The 15,289-nt window shown below is 66.1% G+C and carries 16 protein-coding genes and 1 tRNA gene; 8 read left to right on the top strand and 9 right to left on the bottom strand.

Translation table 11 applies throughout. From position 1 onward, the window contains the following. Positions 1-65 precede the first annotated feature (65 nt). The 3 genes from ACN0SE_RS12500 to ACN0SE_RS12490 all read right to left on the bottom strand — a co-directional run bounded on the left by ACN0SE_RS12500 (position 66) and on the right by ACN0SE_RS12490 (position 3,288). Positions 66-1,874 (bottom strand): ABC-F family ATP-binding cassette domain-containing protein, encoded by a 1,809-nt coding sequence (locus ACN0SE_RS12500; protein ID WP_417524856.1) that lies wholly within the window; start codon positions 1,872-1,874, stop codon positions 66-68. 100 nt (positions 1,875-1,974) lie between these two features. Then, the gene (locus ACN0SE_RS12495) at positions 1,975-2,706 is read right to left on the bottom strand and encodes a GNAT family N-acetyltransferase (RefSeq protein ID WP_417524855.1); all 732 of its coding nucleotides are present in this window, start codon (positions 2,704-2,706) and stop codon (positions 1,975-1,977) included. Positions 2,707-2,826: 120 nt separating this feature from the next. After that, complete coding sequence (locus ACN0SE_RS12490) at positions 2,827-3,288, bottom strand: outer membrane protein assembly factor BamE (protein ID WP_417524854.1); 462 nt, start codon at positions 3,286-3,288, stop codon at positions 2,827-2,829. Between the two features lie 88 nt (positions 3,289-3,376). Here ACN0SE_RS12490 and ACN0SE_RS12485 point away from each other — a divergent pair, with 88 nt between their 5' ends. The 8 genes from ACN0SE_RS12485 to ACN0SE_RS12450 all read left to right on the top strand — a co-directional run bounded on the left by ACN0SE_RS12485 (position 3,377) and on the right by ACN0SE_RS12450 (position 9,643). Then, a complete protein-coding gene (locus ACN0SE_RS12485) occupies positions 3,377-3,946 on the top strand; it encodes a YceD family protein (protein ID WP_417524853.1) in 570 nt (189 codons plus the stop codon). Between the two features lie 410 nt (positions 3,947-4,356). After that, complete coding sequence (gene rpmF, locus ACN0SE_RS12480; RefSeq protein ID WP_048531890.1) at positions 4,357-4,563, top strand: 50S ribosomal protein L32; 207 nt, start codon at positions 4,357-4,359, stop codon at positions 4,561-4,563. A gap of 27 nt (positions 4,564-4,590) precedes the next feature. Then, on the top strand, positions 4,591-5,727 hold the full coding sequence (gene plsX / locus ACN0SE_RS12475; protein WP_417524852.1) for a phosphate acyltransferase PlsX: 1,137 nt from the start codon (positions 4,591-4,593) through the stop codon (positions 5,725-5,727). Further along, entirely contained in the window at positions 5,724-6,695 is a 972-nt protein-coding gene (locus ACN0SE_RS12470) for a beta-ketoacyl-ACP synthase III (RefSeq protein WP_417524851.1), read from the top strand. The genes plsX and ACN0SE_RS12470 overlap by 4 nt, the downstream gene beginning before the upstream one ends. A 101-nt stretch (positions 6,696-6,796) precedes the next feature. Continuing rightward, positions 6,797-7,099 (top strand): integration host factor subunit alpha, encoded by a 303-nt coding sequence (ihfA, locus tag ACN0SE_RS12465; RefSeq protein WP_417524850.1) that lies wholly within the window; start codon positions 6,797-6,799, stop codon positions 7,097-7,099. A 10-nt stretch (positions 7,100-7,109) separates the two neighbouring features. Next, on the top strand, positions 7,110-8,369 hold the full coding sequence (locus tag ACN0SE_RS12460) for a MerR family transcriptional regulator (RefSeq protein ID WP_417524849.1): 1,260 nt from the start codon (positions 7,110-7,112) through the stop codon (positions 8,367-8,369). Between the two features lie 63 nt (positions 8,370-8,432). Next, positions 8,433-8,509 (top strand) — tRNA-Pro (locus ACN0SE_RS12455). A 63-nt stretch (positions 8,510-8,572) separates the two neighbouring features. After that, on the top strand, positions 8,573-9,643 hold the full coding sequence (locus tag ACN0SE_RS12450; RefSeq protein ID WP_417524848.1) for a 2'-deoxycytidine 5'-triphosphate deaminase: 1,071 nt from the start codon (positions 8,573-8,575) through the stop codon (positions 9,641-9,643). 3 nt (positions 9,644-9,646) lie between these two features. On the opposite strand, the gene ACN0SE_RS12445 is transcribed toward ACN0SE_RS12450, so the two are convergent. The 6 genes from ACN0SE_RS12445 to argS form a co-directional block, all read right to left on the bottom strand. Next, complete coding sequence (locus ACN0SE_RS12445) at positions 9,647-9,838, bottom strand: hypothetical protein (protein ID WP_417524847.1); 192 nt, start codon at positions 9,836-9,838, stop codon at positions 9,647-9,649. Between the two features lie 72 nt (positions 9,839-9,910). Continuing rightward, entirely contained in the window at positions 9,911-10,573 is a 663-nt protein-coding gene (gene scpB / locus ACN0SE_RS12440; protein WP_417524846.1) for an SMC-Scp complex subunit ScpB, read from the bottom strand. After that, positions 10,574-11,371 (bottom strand): segregation and condensation protein A, encoded by a 798-nt coding sequence (locus tag ACN0SE_RS12435; protein WP_417524845.1) that lies wholly within the window; start codon positions 11,369-11,371, stop codon positions 10,574-10,576. A gap of 3 nt (positions 11,372-11,374) precedes the next feature. Beyond that, positions 11,375-12,373 (bottom strand): glycoside hydrolase family 3 N-terminal domain-containing protein, encoded by a 999-nt coding sequence (locus tag ACN0SE_RS12430; protein WP_417524844.1) that lies wholly within the window; start codon positions 12,371-12,373, stop codon positions 11,375-11,377. Next, entirely contained in the window at positions 12,370-13,365 is a 996-nt protein-coding gene (locus tag ACN0SE_RS12425; protein ID WP_417524843.1) for an SPOR domain-containing protein, read from the bottom strand. The genes ACN0SE_RS12430 and ACN0SE_RS12425 overlap by 4 nt, the downstream gene beginning before the upstream one ends. A 168-nt stretch (positions 13,366-13,533) precedes the next feature. Beyond that, positions 13,534-15,279, bottom strand: coding sequence for an arginine--tRNA ligase (gene argS / locus ACN0SE_RS12420; protein WP_417524842.1), 1,746 nt, complete (start codon positions 15,277-15,279; stop codon positions 13,534-13,536). Positions 15,280-15,289: the final 10 nt, after the last annotated feature.

Genomic DNA, 15,289 nt, shown 5'->3' with positions numbered 1-15,289 from the left:
GACCGATTTGCGCGGCGGGCGCGAGGCCTGGACGGTGTCGACCGGCCCGGTTGCCGCTGCATCGCCTAGCTGGCCTTTTCCTCGAGCATCAGCCATTCCTCCTCGGCGGCGGCCAGCTTTTCCTGCCGCTCTACAAGGGCTTCCGTGGCTTTCTTGAACTTCATCGGCTCGCGGGTGAAGAGCTGCGGGTCCGCCAGCAGCTCCTCGAGCTTGCGGATCTCGGCCTCGAGCCGCTCGATCAGCGCCGGCAACGCCTCGAGCCGGTGTTTCTCGGTAAAGCTCAGGCCATTCGCCGCGCTCTTCACCTGTTGCTTCGCTTTCGGCTTCGAAGCTTTTGGCTTTTCGCCCTTCTCCGGGTTATCCTCAGGCTGCTTCTGCGCCTGATAATCGCTCCATCCACCGGCATAGGCGGTGACCTTGCCGTCGCCCTCCATGGCGATCGTCGTCGCCGCCACCCGGTCAAGGAAATCCCGGTCGTGGCTGACCAGCAGCACTGTGCCGTCGTAGTCGCCCAGCAAATCCTGCAACAGGTCCAGTGTCTCGACATCGAGATCGTTGGTCGGTTCGTCGAGCACCAGCAGATTGCTTTCCCGCGCCATGATCTTGGCCAGCAAGAGCCGCGCCCGTTCACCGCCAGACAGCGAAGAAATCGGCGCCCGGGCCTGCCGTTCGTCGAACAGGAACTCCTTGAGATAGCCCACGACGTGCTTGGGCTGACCGCGCACCATGATCTGGTCGGCCTTGCCGGACACCCGCATTTCCGGATCGCCGGTCAGGTTGTCCCAAAGCGTGGCGCCAAGGTCGAGCCGCGCCCGCGCCTGGTCGAATACTGCCGGCACCAGATTGGTGCCGAGCGAGACGCTGCCGGCGTCAGGTTCGATCTCGCCCAGCAGGATTTTCAGCAGCGTGGTCTTGCCCACACCATTCGGCCCGACAAAGGCCACCCGGTCGCCGCGCTGGATCCGCAGAGAGAAGTCGCGGCAGATCAACTTGTCGCCGTAGGTCTTTGTAATTCCTGTAGCTTCCACCACCTTCTTGCCGCTCTTGGGTCCGGCTTCCAGTGCCATGGCGGCGGTGCCGGCGCGCTTGATCTGCGACGACCGTTCCGCCCGCAGCTCGCCAAGGGCGCGCACCCGGCCCATGTTGCGCTTGCGCCTTGCGCTGATGCCCTCGACGGCCCAGCGCGCCTCGCTCTTGATCTTGCGGTCGAGCTTGTGGCGCGCCTGGTCCTCTTCCTCCCAGGTCTTGTCGCGCCAGGCCTCGAAGTCGCGGAACCCCTTTTCCTGACGACGGGTCATGCCGCGGTCGATCCAGAGCGTCGCGCGGGTGAGCTCGTTCAGAAACGCCCGGTCGTGCGAGATCAGCACAAAGGCCGCCCGCGTCGCCTTGAGCTCGCGTTCGAGCCAGCCGATCGCCTCGATGTCCAGGTGGTTGGTCGGCTCGTCGAGCAGCATCAGGTCGGGCGCCTCGGCCATCAGCTTGGCCAGCGCCGCGCGCCGCCGTTCACCGCCGGATGCCGTCGCAATCGGCCGGGCCGGATCGAACTTCAGCCCCTCGCCGGCGCGCTCGACCTTGTAGAGCTCGCCCGGCTCCAGCCCGCTGGAGGCGAACTCGCCCAGGGTGGCGAACCCCGCCATGTCGGGCTCCTGCTCCATGTAGCCGACGCTGGTGCCGGGCGGCACGACGCGGGTGCCGCGATCTGGCTCGACCAGCCCGGCCATGACCTTCATCAGGGTCGATTTGCCGGAGCCGTTGCGCCCGACCAGCGCCACCCGGTCGCGCTCGTGCACCACCAGATCAAGGTTGTCGAAGACCGGATCGCCGCCGAAGGTCAGGGAGATGTCGGAGAGTTGCAAAAGGGGTATCTGTGCCATGGCTCGCAGCTAGAGCCGCCCCGGGAAATGGTCAAGCCCCGCCAGATCGCGGGGCTCTCCGGTCAGGTGAATTTCCCGTGGCCAAAGCCCGGTCGACGCCCTAACCCGCCACCGCCCGCAGCAGCTTCTTGCGCGCCGGCGGGATCAACCCGATCTCGACCCCGGTAAAGACATGCAGCGTGTTCATCTGTCGGTCGACCACCGCGTGGTCCGACACCCATCCGCCCATCATCAGATAGGTGCGCAGCAGTGGCGGCATCCGCCGCATGGCGAGCTTCATGTCGGGCTTGCGCCTGAGCCGCGCGGCAAAGCGGAAGACATTGGGCGCCTTGACCTTGGGCAGCCAGCGCTTGGGGCCGAGGTGACGCTCCTTAAGCATGGCGAAGGCGTCGTAATATTCCTTCGCCTCGGTGCCGCGGAAGGAGGCGCAGCCAAACAGCAGTTCGACCGCATTGTCGTCGACATAGGCTGTCATCGCGCCCCAGGCCACCCGCAGCACATCGGCGTCATTCACATCGGGATGCACGCAGAACCGGCCCATCTCGACCATCCGGCCCTCATAGGCCGACAGCGCCGAGAGCTCGTAATATTGCGCCGAATAGCTGCGCGCGATCTCGCAGCCGCCGGTCAGCGGCAGGATGCGAAAGCAGCAAACCAGCCGGTCCTCGCGCTGATCCTCGACAAGCATATGGGTGCAGGCGGCGTCGAAGCGGTCGGCGTCGATCCCGGGGGTTCCGTGAAAGGCCAGGTGGCGCAGCGCCTGGGCGGCGGCGACGTCTTCGGGGGTCTCGGCAAGCCGAGACCGGTACCGGCCCTTGATCAATGCTTTCATCGAAACCTTCCGCATACCAATGACCAACAGCTGGTCAGCCTTTTGCTGTCAGACAAGTATGAACGATTGATGACGAAGCGTCACTGGCGATGAGAGGCTTTGACGCTGTGGCGCGCAGGCTCAGCCGCCCTCGCCGATGCCGCCAAGGCTGATGCCGCCGATATTGCCGAAGAGCTGGCGGATAAAGCCGATGTTGCCGTCGCCGGTCACGGTGACGCGGCGGGTCAGCATGACCACGCGGCCATCCTCGAGCCCGTAGCGGGTGATGTTGCGCACCACGCCATCGGCGTCAAATTCCACCGCCACGATCTCGCGCTCGACGATTTCCGGCGGAAAGGCGCCGTAGTGGCGCACCCGGCTGCCGACATAATAATAGTTGCCCTGATCGAGCACGCCGCTGGTGCCGGGCACGCCGATGGTCTCGGCCACGGTGTCGCGGGTGTCGACGCCGACGATGACATCGGCCAGCTCGGTATCGCTGGGCAGGTAGCCGTGATTGCGGTATTGTGCGACGCAGGCCGACAGGACGGCAGCACAGGCCAGGGCGATGACCACCCGAATGGCTTTGGTTCTGCCTGTCATTTCTGCCCTCTTGCTTTGCACCGGCCGTACTTTATATCCCGCTTACAGAAGGTTGGCCGATGGTTCAAGAAAGGATGCGCGCGCGCTCATGTCACAAAAGATGGATTTCAGCCGACACGCACTGGCGGTTTCGGGACTGCCGCAGAACCGGCCGCATACGTTTTCCCTGACGCCGAACGAGCCCGAGCGCCGGGCGCTGGCCGGGGAACTGGACGTCACGGCCCTGCGCAAGCTGCGGTTCGAGGGTGAAATCCGCAGCCAGGGCAAGCGCGACTTCGTGCTGACGGGCCGGCTGGGGGCGACGGTGGTGCAGCCCTGCGTGCAGACGCTGGAACCGGTGACCACGCGGATCGATGCCGAGATCGTGCGGCGCTATCTGTCGGACTGGGATGAGGTGGCGCAGGAAGGCGCCGAGACCGAGATGCCCGAGGATGACACCAGCGAGCCGCTTGGCAGCCACATCGACCCGCATGCGGTGATGGTCGAGGCACTGGCGCTGCACATCCCGGACTATCCCCGCGCCGAGGATGCGCCGCCGCTTGGCGAAATGGTGGTGACCGAACCCGGCAAGGCCCCGCTGCGCGACGAGGACACCAAGCCCTTCGCGGCACTGGCGGCGCTCAAGGCCAAGACCGAGGGCGGGTCCCGGGAGAACTGAGGCTCGCGGGACGGTCGGGTTTAAGGCACAACGCCGCCCCGGACCTGATCCGGGGCCTCATGGCCAACGCCCCCGCGCCCGATCAGATGCCTGACGAGCACACGGAGCCGGGCTTCGCACACCGACGCCCCGGACCTGATCCGGGGCCTCATTCCCCAACGCCCCCCACACGCCAAAACCCCGAACCCGGAGGTCCCGGATCAGGTCCGGGACGCGGTGGCACGGGTCGTTTATGGGTGCGACAGGCTGCGTCAAAGGAATCGCTTGCAAGCGCGGCGGAAACTCGTATTTTCCCGGCCTCTGAGAGATTTGGGGTTGTATATACCGCTCATGTGCGCGTATCTGCCCGGAACCATCCGAAACCGTGGGCGCGCCTGACGTGCCCCCCGAGAAAGACTAGAGATTGAGCCATGGCTGTTCAGCAGAATAAAGTGTCCAAATCGCGCCGGAACAACCGCCGTGCGCATGATTCCCTGGTCGCTGCCAACCCCAATGAATGCGACAACTGCGGTGAGCTGAAGCGCCCGCACCATGTCTGCCCGTCCTGCGGCCATTACGCAGAGCGCGAAGTCGTTGCAGTGGCAGACGAAATCGAGCTGGACGAAGACGCAGCCTAAGGCTTCCTCTGGCAAGGCCTCTCCCGCATGACCGCACCCACGAGACAGACTGCGGCTGAGGCCGGGCCGGGTGACAGACGTGTCGTCTTGTCGATCGACGCAATGGGCGGGGACCGCGGTCCCGGCCCTGTCGTCGCTGGCATAGAGCGTTCGGCGCGCAAGAACCCCGAGCTGGCCTTCATCCTGCACGGTCCCGAGGAGGAGCTGCGGGCGCTTGTCGACAAGCGCAAGAGCCTGCGTGGCCGGTGCGAGATTCGCAACGCCGAGGGCGTGGTCTCGATGACCGACAAGCCCAGCCAGGTGATGCGCAACGGCAAGGGCACCTCGATGTGGTCGACGCTCGAGTCGGTCCGCGCCGGCGAGGCCGCCGTGGCGGTCTCCTGCGGCAACACCGGCGCGCTGATGGCGCTGTCGATGATCCGGCTGCGCAAGCTGCCGGGCGTTGCCCGCCCGGCGATCGGCGTGCTCTGGCCCTCGCGCAACACGCAGGGCTTTAACGTCATGCTCGACGTCGGCGCCGATGTGCGCGCCGATGCCCACGACCTGTTCCAATATGCGCTGATGGGCGCCTCTTATGCCCGCAACGGATTGCGTGTCGATCCGCCACGCGTCGGTCTGCTGAATGTCGGCACCGAAGAGCACAAGGGTCGGCAGGAGCTGCGCGAGGCGCATGACCTGATCCGCAACCACGCCCAGAAAGGCCGCTACGAATTCGTCGGCTTCGTCGAAGGCGGCGACATTCCCGGCAACCGCGCCGACGTGATCGTGACCGACGGCTTTACCGGCAATGTCGCGCTCAAGACCGGCGAAGGCACCGCCGGACTGATCGGCGACTTCCTCAAGGAAGCCTTCAAGTATTCCCCGCTGTCGCGGCTGGCGGCGCTTCTTGCCCTGCCCTCGCTGCGCCGCCTGCAGAAGAGGATCGATCCGCGCCGGGTCAATGGCGGGGTTTTTCTCGGATTGAACGGAACTGTGGTAAAGTCCCACGGATCGGCCGATGCCATGGCGGTGAGCGCCGCGGTCAAGCTGGCGTTTCAGCTGGCACGGGCCGGGTTCAACGAAAAGGTGGCAGCCCATATCGCGGCCGCCGCACAGGTTGCCGAGCAGGCCCGGGAGGATTCCTCCTCAGAGGGCGGTGCCGCAACCACAGGAGACAGTAAATGACGCGACGCGCGGTTGTGATCGGATCGGGCCACTACCTGCCGGAACGGGTGGTCGAGAACGCCGAGTTTGAAAAGACCCTCGAGACCTCGGACGAATGGATCCGCTCGCGCTCGGGTATCGAACGCCGCCATTTCGCCGCCGAAGACGAGACCACCTCCGACCTCGCCACCAAGGCGGCTCAAAACGCGCTGGCTCAGGCCGGGCTGCAGCCCGACGATATCGACGCCATCGTCGTCGCCACTTCGACCGCCGATCTGACCTTCCCCTCGTCCGCCAGCATGGTGCAGGCCAAGCTCGGCATGACCCGCGGCTTTGCCTTCGACATCCAGGCGGTCTGCGCCGGCTTTGCCTATGCGCTGACCAATGCCAATGCGCTGATCCTCTCGGGTCAGGCCGAACGGGTTCTGGTGATCGGCGCCGAGACCTTCAGCCGGATCATGGACTGGACCGACCGCTCGACCTGCGTGCTTTTCGGCGATGGTGCCGGCGCGCTGGTGCTCGAGGCCCAGGAAGGCGCCGGCGCGGCATCGGACCGCGGCATTCTCTCGACCGACCTGAATTCCGACGGCCGCCACAAGGACATCCTCTATGTCGATGGCGGCATCTCGACCCAGACCACCGGCTTCCTGCGGATGCAGGGCAAGGAGGTCTTCCGCCACGCCATCGAGAAGCTGGCCGCCACCGCCGAAAAGGCGATGGAACGCGCCGGCGTGACCTCTGACGATGTCGACTGGGTTGTGCCGCACCAGGCCAACATCCGCATCATTCAGGGCACCGCCCGCAAGATGGGCCTGTCGATGGACAAGGTGATCGTCACCGTTCAGGACCACGGCAATACCTCGGCGGCATCGATTCCCCTTGCCCTGTCGGTCGGCGTCGAGCGCGGGCAGATCAAACCCGGCGATCTGATCGTGACCGAGGCCATCGGCGGCGGCCTGGCCTGGGGCGCGGTGGTTCTGCGCTGGTAATTGCCGGTTTTTGCACGGGTTTTTCGCCTGTGCCCCGGTCGTTCATATTGACTCGGATTTGCTCCCCCGCCTAAGCTGTGGAAAATCTGGGGAGATTTCTGATGAGCGACAAGACACTGACCCGTATGGACCTCAGCGAAGCAGTGTTTCGCGAGGTCGGCCTGTCCCGCAACGAAAGCGCCGAACTGGTCGAGCGTGTGCTCAGCCTGATGTCGGATGCGCTGGTCGAGGGCGAACAGGTCAAGATCTCGTCCTTTGGCACCTTCTCGGTGCGTGACAAGGCCGCGCGCGTCGGCCGCAACCCCAAGACCGGCCAGGAAGTCCCGATCGAGCCGCGCCGCGTGCTGACCTTTCGCCCGTCGCACCTGATGAAAGACCGGGTCGCCGCGGGCAACCGGCGCTGAGGGGCGCAGGATGCCAAGCAAATCCCCCGACGCCTTTCGCACCATCTCGGAAGTTGCCGACTGGCTGAACACGCCAGCGCATGTGCTGCGCTTTTGGGAAAGCAAGTTCAGTCAGGTCAAGCCGGTCAAACGCGCCGGCGGACGGCGCTACTACCGCCCGGCCGACATGACGCTGCTGGGCGGCATCAAGAAGCTGCTGCATGACGATGGCATGACCATCAAGGGCGTGCAGAAGATCCTGCGCGAGCAGGGCATCAAGCATGTCTCGGCGATGTCGCCGCCGCTGGACGAAGACCTCGAGATGATGATCGAGCCGGCCCCCGCCGCGCCACCCTCGCCGGCGCCCGCCCCGGTGGAGACCGGCCAGGTGCTGGATTTCGCCGGCCGCAGCGCCGCGCAGCCCAGCGCGCCCACGCCCGTCGAAACGCCCAAGGAGACCGGCGATCTGTTTGGTGCCGAGGCCAAGCCTGCGCCCGCCGAGACGCCCCAGCCGACGCCCCTGCGGGCCGAGACACCGGAGCCCGCTGCCGAAACGCCTGAGGACAAGGCTGCGCCTTCCGAGGCCGCCGAGCCGACGCCTGTAAGCGCGGAGACCTCCGAGCCAGCGGCCGAAACGCCCGCAGCCGAGGTCCAGGCCGCGACCGCCGAGACCTCCGAACCCGCCACCGAAGAGACCGACGCCGAGGCGCTGCCGGATTTCGTTCAGAAGCCGCTGTCGGAACGGCTGGCCGAGGATGACCCGGCGGCCACGCCGACGCCGGTCCCGCCCAGCGACAACCTGCCGCCAAGCGAACAGACCGCCACGCCCGAGGCGCAGCCTGAGCCCGCCAAGCTGACCCAGGCCCTGCCCGATCCCGCGCCCGAAGCCTCCGAGCCCGCGCCGACGGCTGAAGATCAGCCCACGCCGGATGCCGCCGAAGACCGCCCGGCACCGTCAGAGGACCCCGAGCCCCTCGCCGTCACCGGCGCCGCGCCCGAGGACGAGCCCGAGGATGACCCGCAGCCCGAACCGGACCCCGCGATCCTGGCCGCCGTGCTGCGCGCCTCGGACCACCCCGAGGACGACGAGGAGGACGAGTCCCCCCGCGTTCAGGCGATCGAGACCCCGCCCGATCCGCAGGACCACGAGGTCAGCGCCGAACCCGGCCTGCTGACCCTTCTGACCGCGCCCAAAACCCGGCAAGCCAAGCTCTCTGCCCAGCAGATCGAGGCGCTGATCGCCCGTGTGCAGAGCCATGCGGCGGCGATGAATGCCGCCGCCAGAAATTGACTGGAAAATGTTTGGAATTACCCCTTGCCCCCGGTCAGAAAACAGGTATTTAGGCACTCCAGTCGGGCTATGGCGCAGCCTGGTAGCGCGTCCGTCTGGGGGACGGAAGGTCGCAGGTTCGAGTCCTGCTAGCCCGACCATTTACTCCTCCCCCAAAAGACACCGTCAGGTGTGACCGGTCCTTGTCGAAAAGGAAACCGCACATGACAGGTGTTCTCGCGAGCCAGCATATCAGCGACCTGATCGCTCAGGGCGCCCTCAGCGGCACCCCGCAGATTATCGACGCCCAGATCCAGCCCGCTTCTCTCGACCTGCGTCTCGGCCTCAAGGCCTATCGCGTGCGCGCCTCTTTCCTCGCCGGACAGAATCGCAAGGTCGCGGATCGGCTGGAAGAATTCGGCATGCACGAGATCGACCTCTCCTCCGGCGCGGTGCTGGAGAAAGGCGCGGTCTATGTCGTGCCGCTGATGGAATCGCTGGCCCTGCCCGATGGCATCCAGGCCGTGGCCAATGCCAAGAGCTCGACCGGGCGGCTCGACCTGCTGACCCGGCTGATCACCGACCAAGGCACCGAGTTCGACCGCATCCCCGATGGCTACACCGGCCCGCTCTATGCCGAGATCTGCCCGCGCTCCTTCTCGGTGCTGGTGCGGCCCGGCATGCGGCTCAACCAGATCCGTTTCCGCCGTGGTCAGGCGGTCCTTGATGACGCCACCCTGCGCGCCGTGCACGCCGAAACGCCGCTGGTCGACAGCGAGGCGGTGATCGACGGTGGCCTTGGCTTCTCGGTCGATCTGAAGCCCGCAGGGGGCACGCTGGTGGGCTATCGCGCCAAGCCGCATACCGGGGTGATCGACCTCGATCTGATCGGCCATTACGACCCTCTGGAGTTCTGGGAAGAGCTGCACAGCAACACGGGCCACCTGATCCTCGACCCCGGCGCATTCTATATCCTGGTCAGCCGCGAGGCGGTGCATATCCCGCCGGAATATGCCGCCGAGATGGCACCTTACATTGCCATGGTCGGCGAATTCCGGGTGCATTACGCCGGCTTCTTCGACCCCGGCTTCGGCCATGATGCCGCCGGTGGCAAGGGCGCGCGCGGCGTGCTCGAGGTGCGCTGCCACGAGGCACCCTTTGTGCTGGAACATGGCCAGATCGTCGGCCGGCTGGTCTATGAGCGGATGCAGGACCAGCCAGAGGTGCTTTATGGCGCCGGCTTGCAGTCGAACTACCAGGGCCAGGGGCTCAAGCTGTCAAAACACTTCCGCTAGGGGCTACATGCGCCCTGCCCGGCGCGCCATGCGGATCGCCCGCTTGGCCTGCTGCGCCTGGGCCTTGTCCTGCGGCGCGCTCTTGCCGCCGCCCTTGCCCTTGGCGAAATGGTCGATCCCGGCGTTGATGCCGCGGCTCATCGCCTTGCGGAGGAACATCCGCAGGACCATGTTGATCAGTTGATTGGCGTTCATCGGATGGCTCTCCTCGGGCGCTGTGCCGGCAGGTTAGCAGGCAAAGGTGCAAAAATCGCGGCGCCCTTGCGATCAATCCTCGAAAAGTTCGCTCTGGCCCGCTTCCGCCTCGGGTTCGTCCTCGCCCTCGCCGAACTGCGGTGTGCCGGGCAGCGGGCGGCTTTCCAGCAGGCCTGCCTGACGCAGTTCCTTGAGCCCCGGCAGATCGCGGGCGCTTTCGAGGCCGAAGTGATCGAGGAACTCTGGCGTGACCACGAAGGTCACCGGCCGGCCCGGCGTCATCTTGCGGCGGCCAAAGCGGATCCACTCCATTTCCAGCAGCTGATCCACCGTGCCGCGCGACACGCTGACACCGCGAATTTCCTCGATCTCGGCACGGGTGACCGGCTGGTGATAGGCGATGATCGCCAGGGTCTCGATGGCGGCGCGCGACAGCTTGCGGGTCTCGACGGTCTCCTTCTGCATCAGAAATGCCAGGTCGGCGGCGGTGCGCATGGCCCAGGCATCCCCCACCTTGACGACCTGCACGCCGCGGCCCTCGTAGCGCTTGCGCAGATGCACCAGCGCTTCGGCGGCATCACAACCATGCGGCATCCGCGCCTCGAGATCGCGCACCGTCACCGGCTCGGCGCTGGCAAAGAGCACCGCTTCCACCATCCGCTCCTGCTCCGCCATCGGCGGGGCGGAAAACAGGCTTTTTTCTTCTGTTTCTGCGGCTTGCGCGTCGTCGTTCATCTATTTGTCCGTGATCCGGCGAAGCTCGATCGCCTCGAAGTTGCCGTCCTGGCGCAGCTCTGCCTTGCCTTCCTTGACCAGTTGCAGCGAGGCCGCAAATGTGGCTGCAGTGGCCGAGCGGCGCCGTATCGGGTCTGTCGTCCAACCGTCTGGAAGATATAGGGAAATGTCGGTCCAAGTGCCAGCGAAACCGATCATGCCGCGCATCCGCTCCAGCGCCTGCTCCATGGTGAAGACCGAGTCGCGGTCCATCACGAAGGGGCGGAATTCGTCGCGGGTGCGGATGCGGGCGTAGCCCTGCATCAAGTCCAGCAATGTCGCCGTGTAAGTCACTGATTTCACGCGCTCAACCGTTTCCGGCAGTCCGCGCGCAAAGATATCCCGTCCCAGCCTGTTCCGCGCCATGAGCTGCGCCGCGGCGGTGCGCATTGCCTGCAGACGTTCAAGCTGGAACGCCAGGTGCGCGGCCAGGTCCTCGCCAGAGGGGCCTTCCTCGGTGGGATCGGGCGGCAGCAGCAAGCGGGACTTCAGGAACGCCAGCCAGGCCGCCATCACCAGATAATCTGCTGCAAGTTCGATCCGCAACTTCTTGGCCTGCTGGACAAATTCCAAATACTGCTTTGACAGCTCCAGCACCGAGATCTTGCGCAGATCGACCTTCTGCGTGCGCGACAGCATCAGCAAGAGGTCCAGCGGGCCTTCGAACCCGTCGACGTCGACGATCAGCGCCTCGGCCGCCAGACGGTCGGCAACGCTTTGCGGTTCCTGTGAGGGGTCGTCGAAATCGGTGTCGGCCATACCCTAGCGCCCTGCCAGAAGCGCCTCAAACTGCGCATCCAGGGCCTCGGTGTCAACCTCTGCGGAGGGCTGCCGCAACGCCAGCGCCGCCTCGGCGCGCAGCACGGCGCCGTCGTTCATCTCGCCAGCGTTCTCGGCCACGTCGCGCATTTCCTCGAGATAGCCGTTGCAATGCAGCACCAGATCACAGCCCGCCGCGATCGAGGCGCGGGCGCGATCGCCGGGAGTGCCGCTGAGCGCCTCCATCGAGATATCGTCGGTCATCAGCAGGCCGGAAAAGCCGATCTCCTCGCGGATCAGGTTGATCATCGCGCCGGATTGGGTGGCGGGGAAATAGGGGTCGACCGCCTCGAAGATCATATGCGCAGTCATGCCCAGCGGCACGTCGTTGAGCGCCGCGAAAGGCACCCAGTCGACCGAGCGCAGCTCGTGGACCGAAACCTGGGTGTGCGGCAGTTCGAGGTGGCTGTCGACGCGGCCGCGGCCGTGGCCGGGGATGTGCTTCATCACCGGCAGCACGCCGCCATCGAGCAGACCGCGCACCACCGCGCGGCCCACGTCTGTCACCTGGTCGGGCGTCTCGCCGTAACAGCGGTTGCGGAGGAAGTCGTGGGTTTCCTCGCCGGCCACATCCAGCGTCGGGATGCAGTTCACGTCGATGCCGAACCCGCGCAGTTCTTCGGCCATGATCCGGGCGCGCAGGTACATGCCCTCTGGCGCCTTGGGACCGAGCCGGGACACATCGTTCAGCGGCGGGCTCCAGCGGCGGGCCAGCGGCGGCAGGATGCGCTGCACCCGCCCGCCTTCCTGGTCGATCAGGATCGGGGCATTGCGCCCCACGGTCTCGCGCAGGTCGGCGCAAAGGCCCCGGATCTGGTCAGCCGAGCCGATGTTGCGGGCAAAGAGGATAAAGCCCCAAGGGTCCACGTCGTGGAAAAATTGCCGTTCCGCGCCGGTCAGCTTCTCCCCTCGCGGGGCGAATATCGCGGCAGTGGCGGTCATTTCACCACGACCGGGATGCAATCGGCGCGTTCAGCTACCAGCGCGGCGCAGAAGCGGCGGGCCTCGGCGAGATCACCGAAACCATGGGCGCGCAGGCGATAGAAGGTGCGGCCGCCGCTCTTGGCCTTCTGGATCACCCGGGCCTTGCCGTCGAAAAAGCTGTCGAAGCGGCCAGAAATTCGGCCCCATTCCTTTTCGGCGATCTCGGCGCTTTCGTAGGCGCCCAGTTGCACCAGGCGGGTGCCGGCGGGCAGTTCGGCGGCGGCGAGGGTCTTGATCTCGGGCGTGGTGGCCTGCGCGGCGACCGGCGTGACCGCCACCACCGGGGTGGCGCGGACCAGTTCCGCCGGGCGGTTGCGCGGACGCGGGCTGCGGCGGACGCCGGGGCCGGTGACCTTGGGTTGCGCGCTTTCCTCGACCACGGGGGCCAGAGCGGTGGTGACCGGCGGTGTCGCGGCGGGCGCAAGCTCACCCAGCGGCACGGCATCGGCCGAAACCTGGTCGACCAGTGCCTGGATGGTGGCATCGGCGGCGGGCCGTGCAGGCACGCTGCCGTCGACCCGGTTGGTCATGATTGCCATCGCGGCGGTTGCAGGCGCACCGGCCTCGGCCTCGGGCAAGGTGGCGAGGCCCGGTTTGCTGCCGACCACCGGCACCGCCGGGGTCTTGGTGCGGGCATTGGCGGTGGCGAGGCTCAGAACGTCGCTCGGAACATCCTCTTCATCGAGGCCCACCGGCGCCGGCGCCAGCGCCACGCGATCGACCGGGCCAGAGGCGGTGCCGCGCCCGGCCACTTCGTTTACCGCCAGACCTTGGTGATCGGCGGCCTCACCGCCGGGGTTCTCCGGCGCCACGCGCCAGGGCCCCGAGGTCGCCTTGACCACCGGCACGCCGGAAACGTCGCGCACCAGAAGCTGATAGCCCCAGATCCCGACGCCCAGCAAAAGCGCCAGCGACACCGCGGCGCCCGCCACATTGGCGTAGGTGCCCATGCGAACACCCTGGCTGCCGCCCTGCGGCTCTGTCGGTTGGAATGCGGGTTGCCCACCGTATCCCACAGGGGACCCGGACATCTGAAAATCTGCCATTATCGCCTCTCCGCTCCCCGCGATGCGTGCCACGGGGTTATGCACTGCTCGTTCTGCCGGCGACCGGATGTCTTAGCGCATCTCCTCGACCGGCGTCACACCCAAGATACCAAGGCCGGCGGAAATGACAACCGAGACAGCCCGCGCCAGGGCGATTTTCGCCAGCGATGTGTCCTGGTCGCCCTCCTGCAGGAAGCGCAGCTCGGGAACTTCGTTGCCGCGGTTCCACAGGGTGTGGAATTCGCCTGCAAGTTCATAGAGATAGAAGGCAACGCGGTGCGGCTCATGGGTGCGCGCCGCGATCTCGACGAGGCGCGGCCATTCGGCCAGTTTCTTCGCTACCGCCAGCTCGGTCTCGTGCGTCAGCTTGCCCAGATCGGCTGCGGCCAGGGTGGTATCGGCGGGGTCCATCCCGGCTTCGCGCGCCTTGCGCAGGACCGAATGCACCCGGGCATGGGCGTATTGCACGTAGAACACCGGGTTCTCGCGGCTCTGTTCCAGCACCTTGTCGAAGTCGAAATCCAGCGGCGCATCGTTTTTGCGCGTCAGCATGACAAAGCGGGTCACATCGGGGCCGACCTGATCGACCACGTCGCGCAGGGTGACGAAGGTGCCAGCGCGTTTCGACATCTTGAAGGGCTCGCCGTTCTTGAACAGCTTGACCAGCTGGGTCAGCTTGATGTCGAGCGGTGTCTTGCCGTCGGACAGCGCCGAGACGGCCGCCTTCATGCGTTTGACATAGCCGCCGTGGTCTGCACCGAACACATCAATAAGACCGTCGAAGCCCCGGGAAACCTTGTCATAATGATAGGCGATGTCCGGGGCGAAATAGGTCCAGCTGCCGTCGGATTTCTTGACCGGGCGGTCGACGTCATCACCATGCTCGGTGGATTTGAACAGCGTCTGCTCGCGCGGTTCCCAATCCTCGGGTTTCTTGCCCTTGGGCGGCTCGAGCACGCCTTCGTAGATCAGCCCCTTGCTGTCCAGCGTCTCGATCGCGGCCTCGATCCGACCGGTGCCGTAGAGCGACTTCTCGGAGAAGAAGTGATCCATCTTGACGCCGAGCTGGGCCAGATCCTGACGGATCAGCTCCATCATCTTTTCGGTGGCGAACTCGCGCACCTCGGCCAGCCAGACCTCTTCGCCCTCGCCCACATAGGCATCGCCGACCTTGGTCTTGAGGTCTTCGCCCACCGGAATCAGGTAGTCGCCGGGATAGGTGCCATCTTCGAAGGCGACCTCCTGCCCGTGCGCCTCGAGATAGCGCAGATAGACCGAGCGGGCGAGCACATCGACCTGCGCGCCACCGTCGTTAATGTAATATTCGCGGGTCACGTCATGGCCGGAATAGGCCAGCAGGCTGGCCAGCGCGTCGCCGAAGACGGCGCCGCGGGTGTGGCCGACGTGCAGCGGGCCGGTCGGGTTGGCCGAGACATACTCGACGTTGATCCGCTGGCCCTGCCCCATGGTCGAGCGGCCGAACGCGGTGCCCTGTGCCAGCACCGCGCCGACCACGCCCTGCCAGACGTCGGGCGCAAGACGCATGTTGAGAAAGCCGGGGCCGGCCACGTCGGCCTCGGTGATCCGGTCGTCGGCGCGCAGCTTCTCGGCCAGCGCCTCGGCGATGTCGCGCGGCTTCTGTTTCGCCGGTTTCGCCAGCACCATGGCGGCATTGGTCGCCATGTCGCCATGCAGCGGATCGCGCGGCGGTTCCACCGCGACATTGGCATAATCGAGGCCCTCGGGCAGCTTGCCCTCGGCGGTCATCTGGTCGAGCGCGGCAATCACCGTCCCGCGCAGGTCGGAAAAGAGGTTCATCGTCTGGTCC

It is taken from the genome of Marinovum sp. (assembly GCF_048263515.1).
GTDB lineage: Bacteria > Pseudomonadota > Alphaproteobacteria > Rhodobacterales > Rhodobacteraceae > Marinovum.
The sequence above is the reverse complement of the archived record's forward strand: the minus strand, read 5'-3'. Positions and strand labels throughout refer to the sequence as shown.

What these genes read in the sequence shown, in the direction of transcription:
- ACN0SE_RS12500 (WP_417524856.1), bottom strand. Translation starts at nt 1,874, where the DNA reads ATGGCACAGATACCCCTTTTGCAACTCTCCGACATCTCCCTGACCTTC.
- scpB (WP_417524846.1), bottom strand. Translation starts at nt 10,573, where the DNA reads ATGAACGACGACGCGCAAGCCGCAGAAACAGAAGAAAAAAGCCTGTTT.
- ACN0SE_RS12425 (WP_417524843.1), bottom strand. Translation starts at nt 13,365, where the DNA reads ATGGGCACCTACGCCAATGTGGCGGGCGCCGCGGTGTCGCTGGCGCTT.
- ihfA (WP_417524850.1), top strand. Translation starts at nt 6,797, where the DNA reads ATGAGCGACAAGACACTGACCCGTATGGACCTCAGCGAAGCAGTGTTT.
- ACN0SE_RS12460 (WP_417524849.1), top strand. Translation starts at nt 7,110, where the DNA reads ATGCCAAGCAAATCCCCCGACGCCTTTCGCACCATCTCGGAAGTTGCC.
- ACN0SE_RS12485 (WP_417524853.1), top strand. Translation starts at nt 3,377, where the DNA reads ATGTCACAAAAGATGGATTTCAGCCGACACGCACTGGCGGTTTCGGGA.
- ACN0SE_RS12490 (WP_417524854.1), bottom strand. Translation starts at nt 3,288, where the DNA reads ATGACAGGCAGAACCAAAGCCATTCGGGTGGTCATCGCCCTGGCCTGT.
- rpmF (WP_048531890.1), top strand. Translation starts at nt 4,357, where the DNA reads ATGGCTGTTCAGCAGAATAAAGTGTCCAAATCGCGCCGGAACAACCGC.
- ACN0SE_RS12450 (WP_417524848.1), top strand. Translation starts at nt 8,573, where the DNA reads ATGACAGGTGTTCTCGCGAGCCAGCATATCAGCGACCTGATCGCTCAG.
- ACN0SE_RS12445 (WP_417524847.1), bottom strand. Translation starts at nt 9,838, where the DNA reads ATGAACGCCAATCAACTGATCAACATGGTCCTGCGGATGTTCCTCCGC.
- ACN0SE_RS12470 (WP_417524851.1), top strand. Translation starts at nt 5,724, where the DNA reads ATGACGCGACGCGCGGTTGTGATCGGATCGGGCCACTACCTGCCGGAA.
- plsX (WP_417524852.1), top strand. Translation starts at nt 4,591, where the DNA reads ATGACCGCACCCACGAGACAGACTGCGGCTGAGGCCGGGCCGGGTGAC.
- ACN0SE_RS12435 (WP_417524845.1), bottom strand. Translation starts at nt 11,371, where the DNA reads ATGGCCGACACCGATTTCGACGACCCCTCACAGGAACCGCAAAGCGTT.
- argS (WP_417524842.1), bottom strand. Translation starts at nt 15,279, where the DNA reads ATGAACCTCTTTTCCGACCTGCGCGGGACGGTGATTGCCGCGCTCGAC.
- ACN0SE_RS12495 (WP_417524855.1), bottom strand. Translation starts at nt 2,706, where the DNA reads ATGAAAGCATTGATCAAGGGCCGGTACCGGTCTCGGCTTGCCGAGACC.
- ACN0SE_RS12430 (WP_417524844.1), bottom strand. Translation starts at nt 12,373, where the DNA reads ATGACCGCCACTGCCGCGATATTCGCCCCGCGAGGGGAGAAGCTGACC.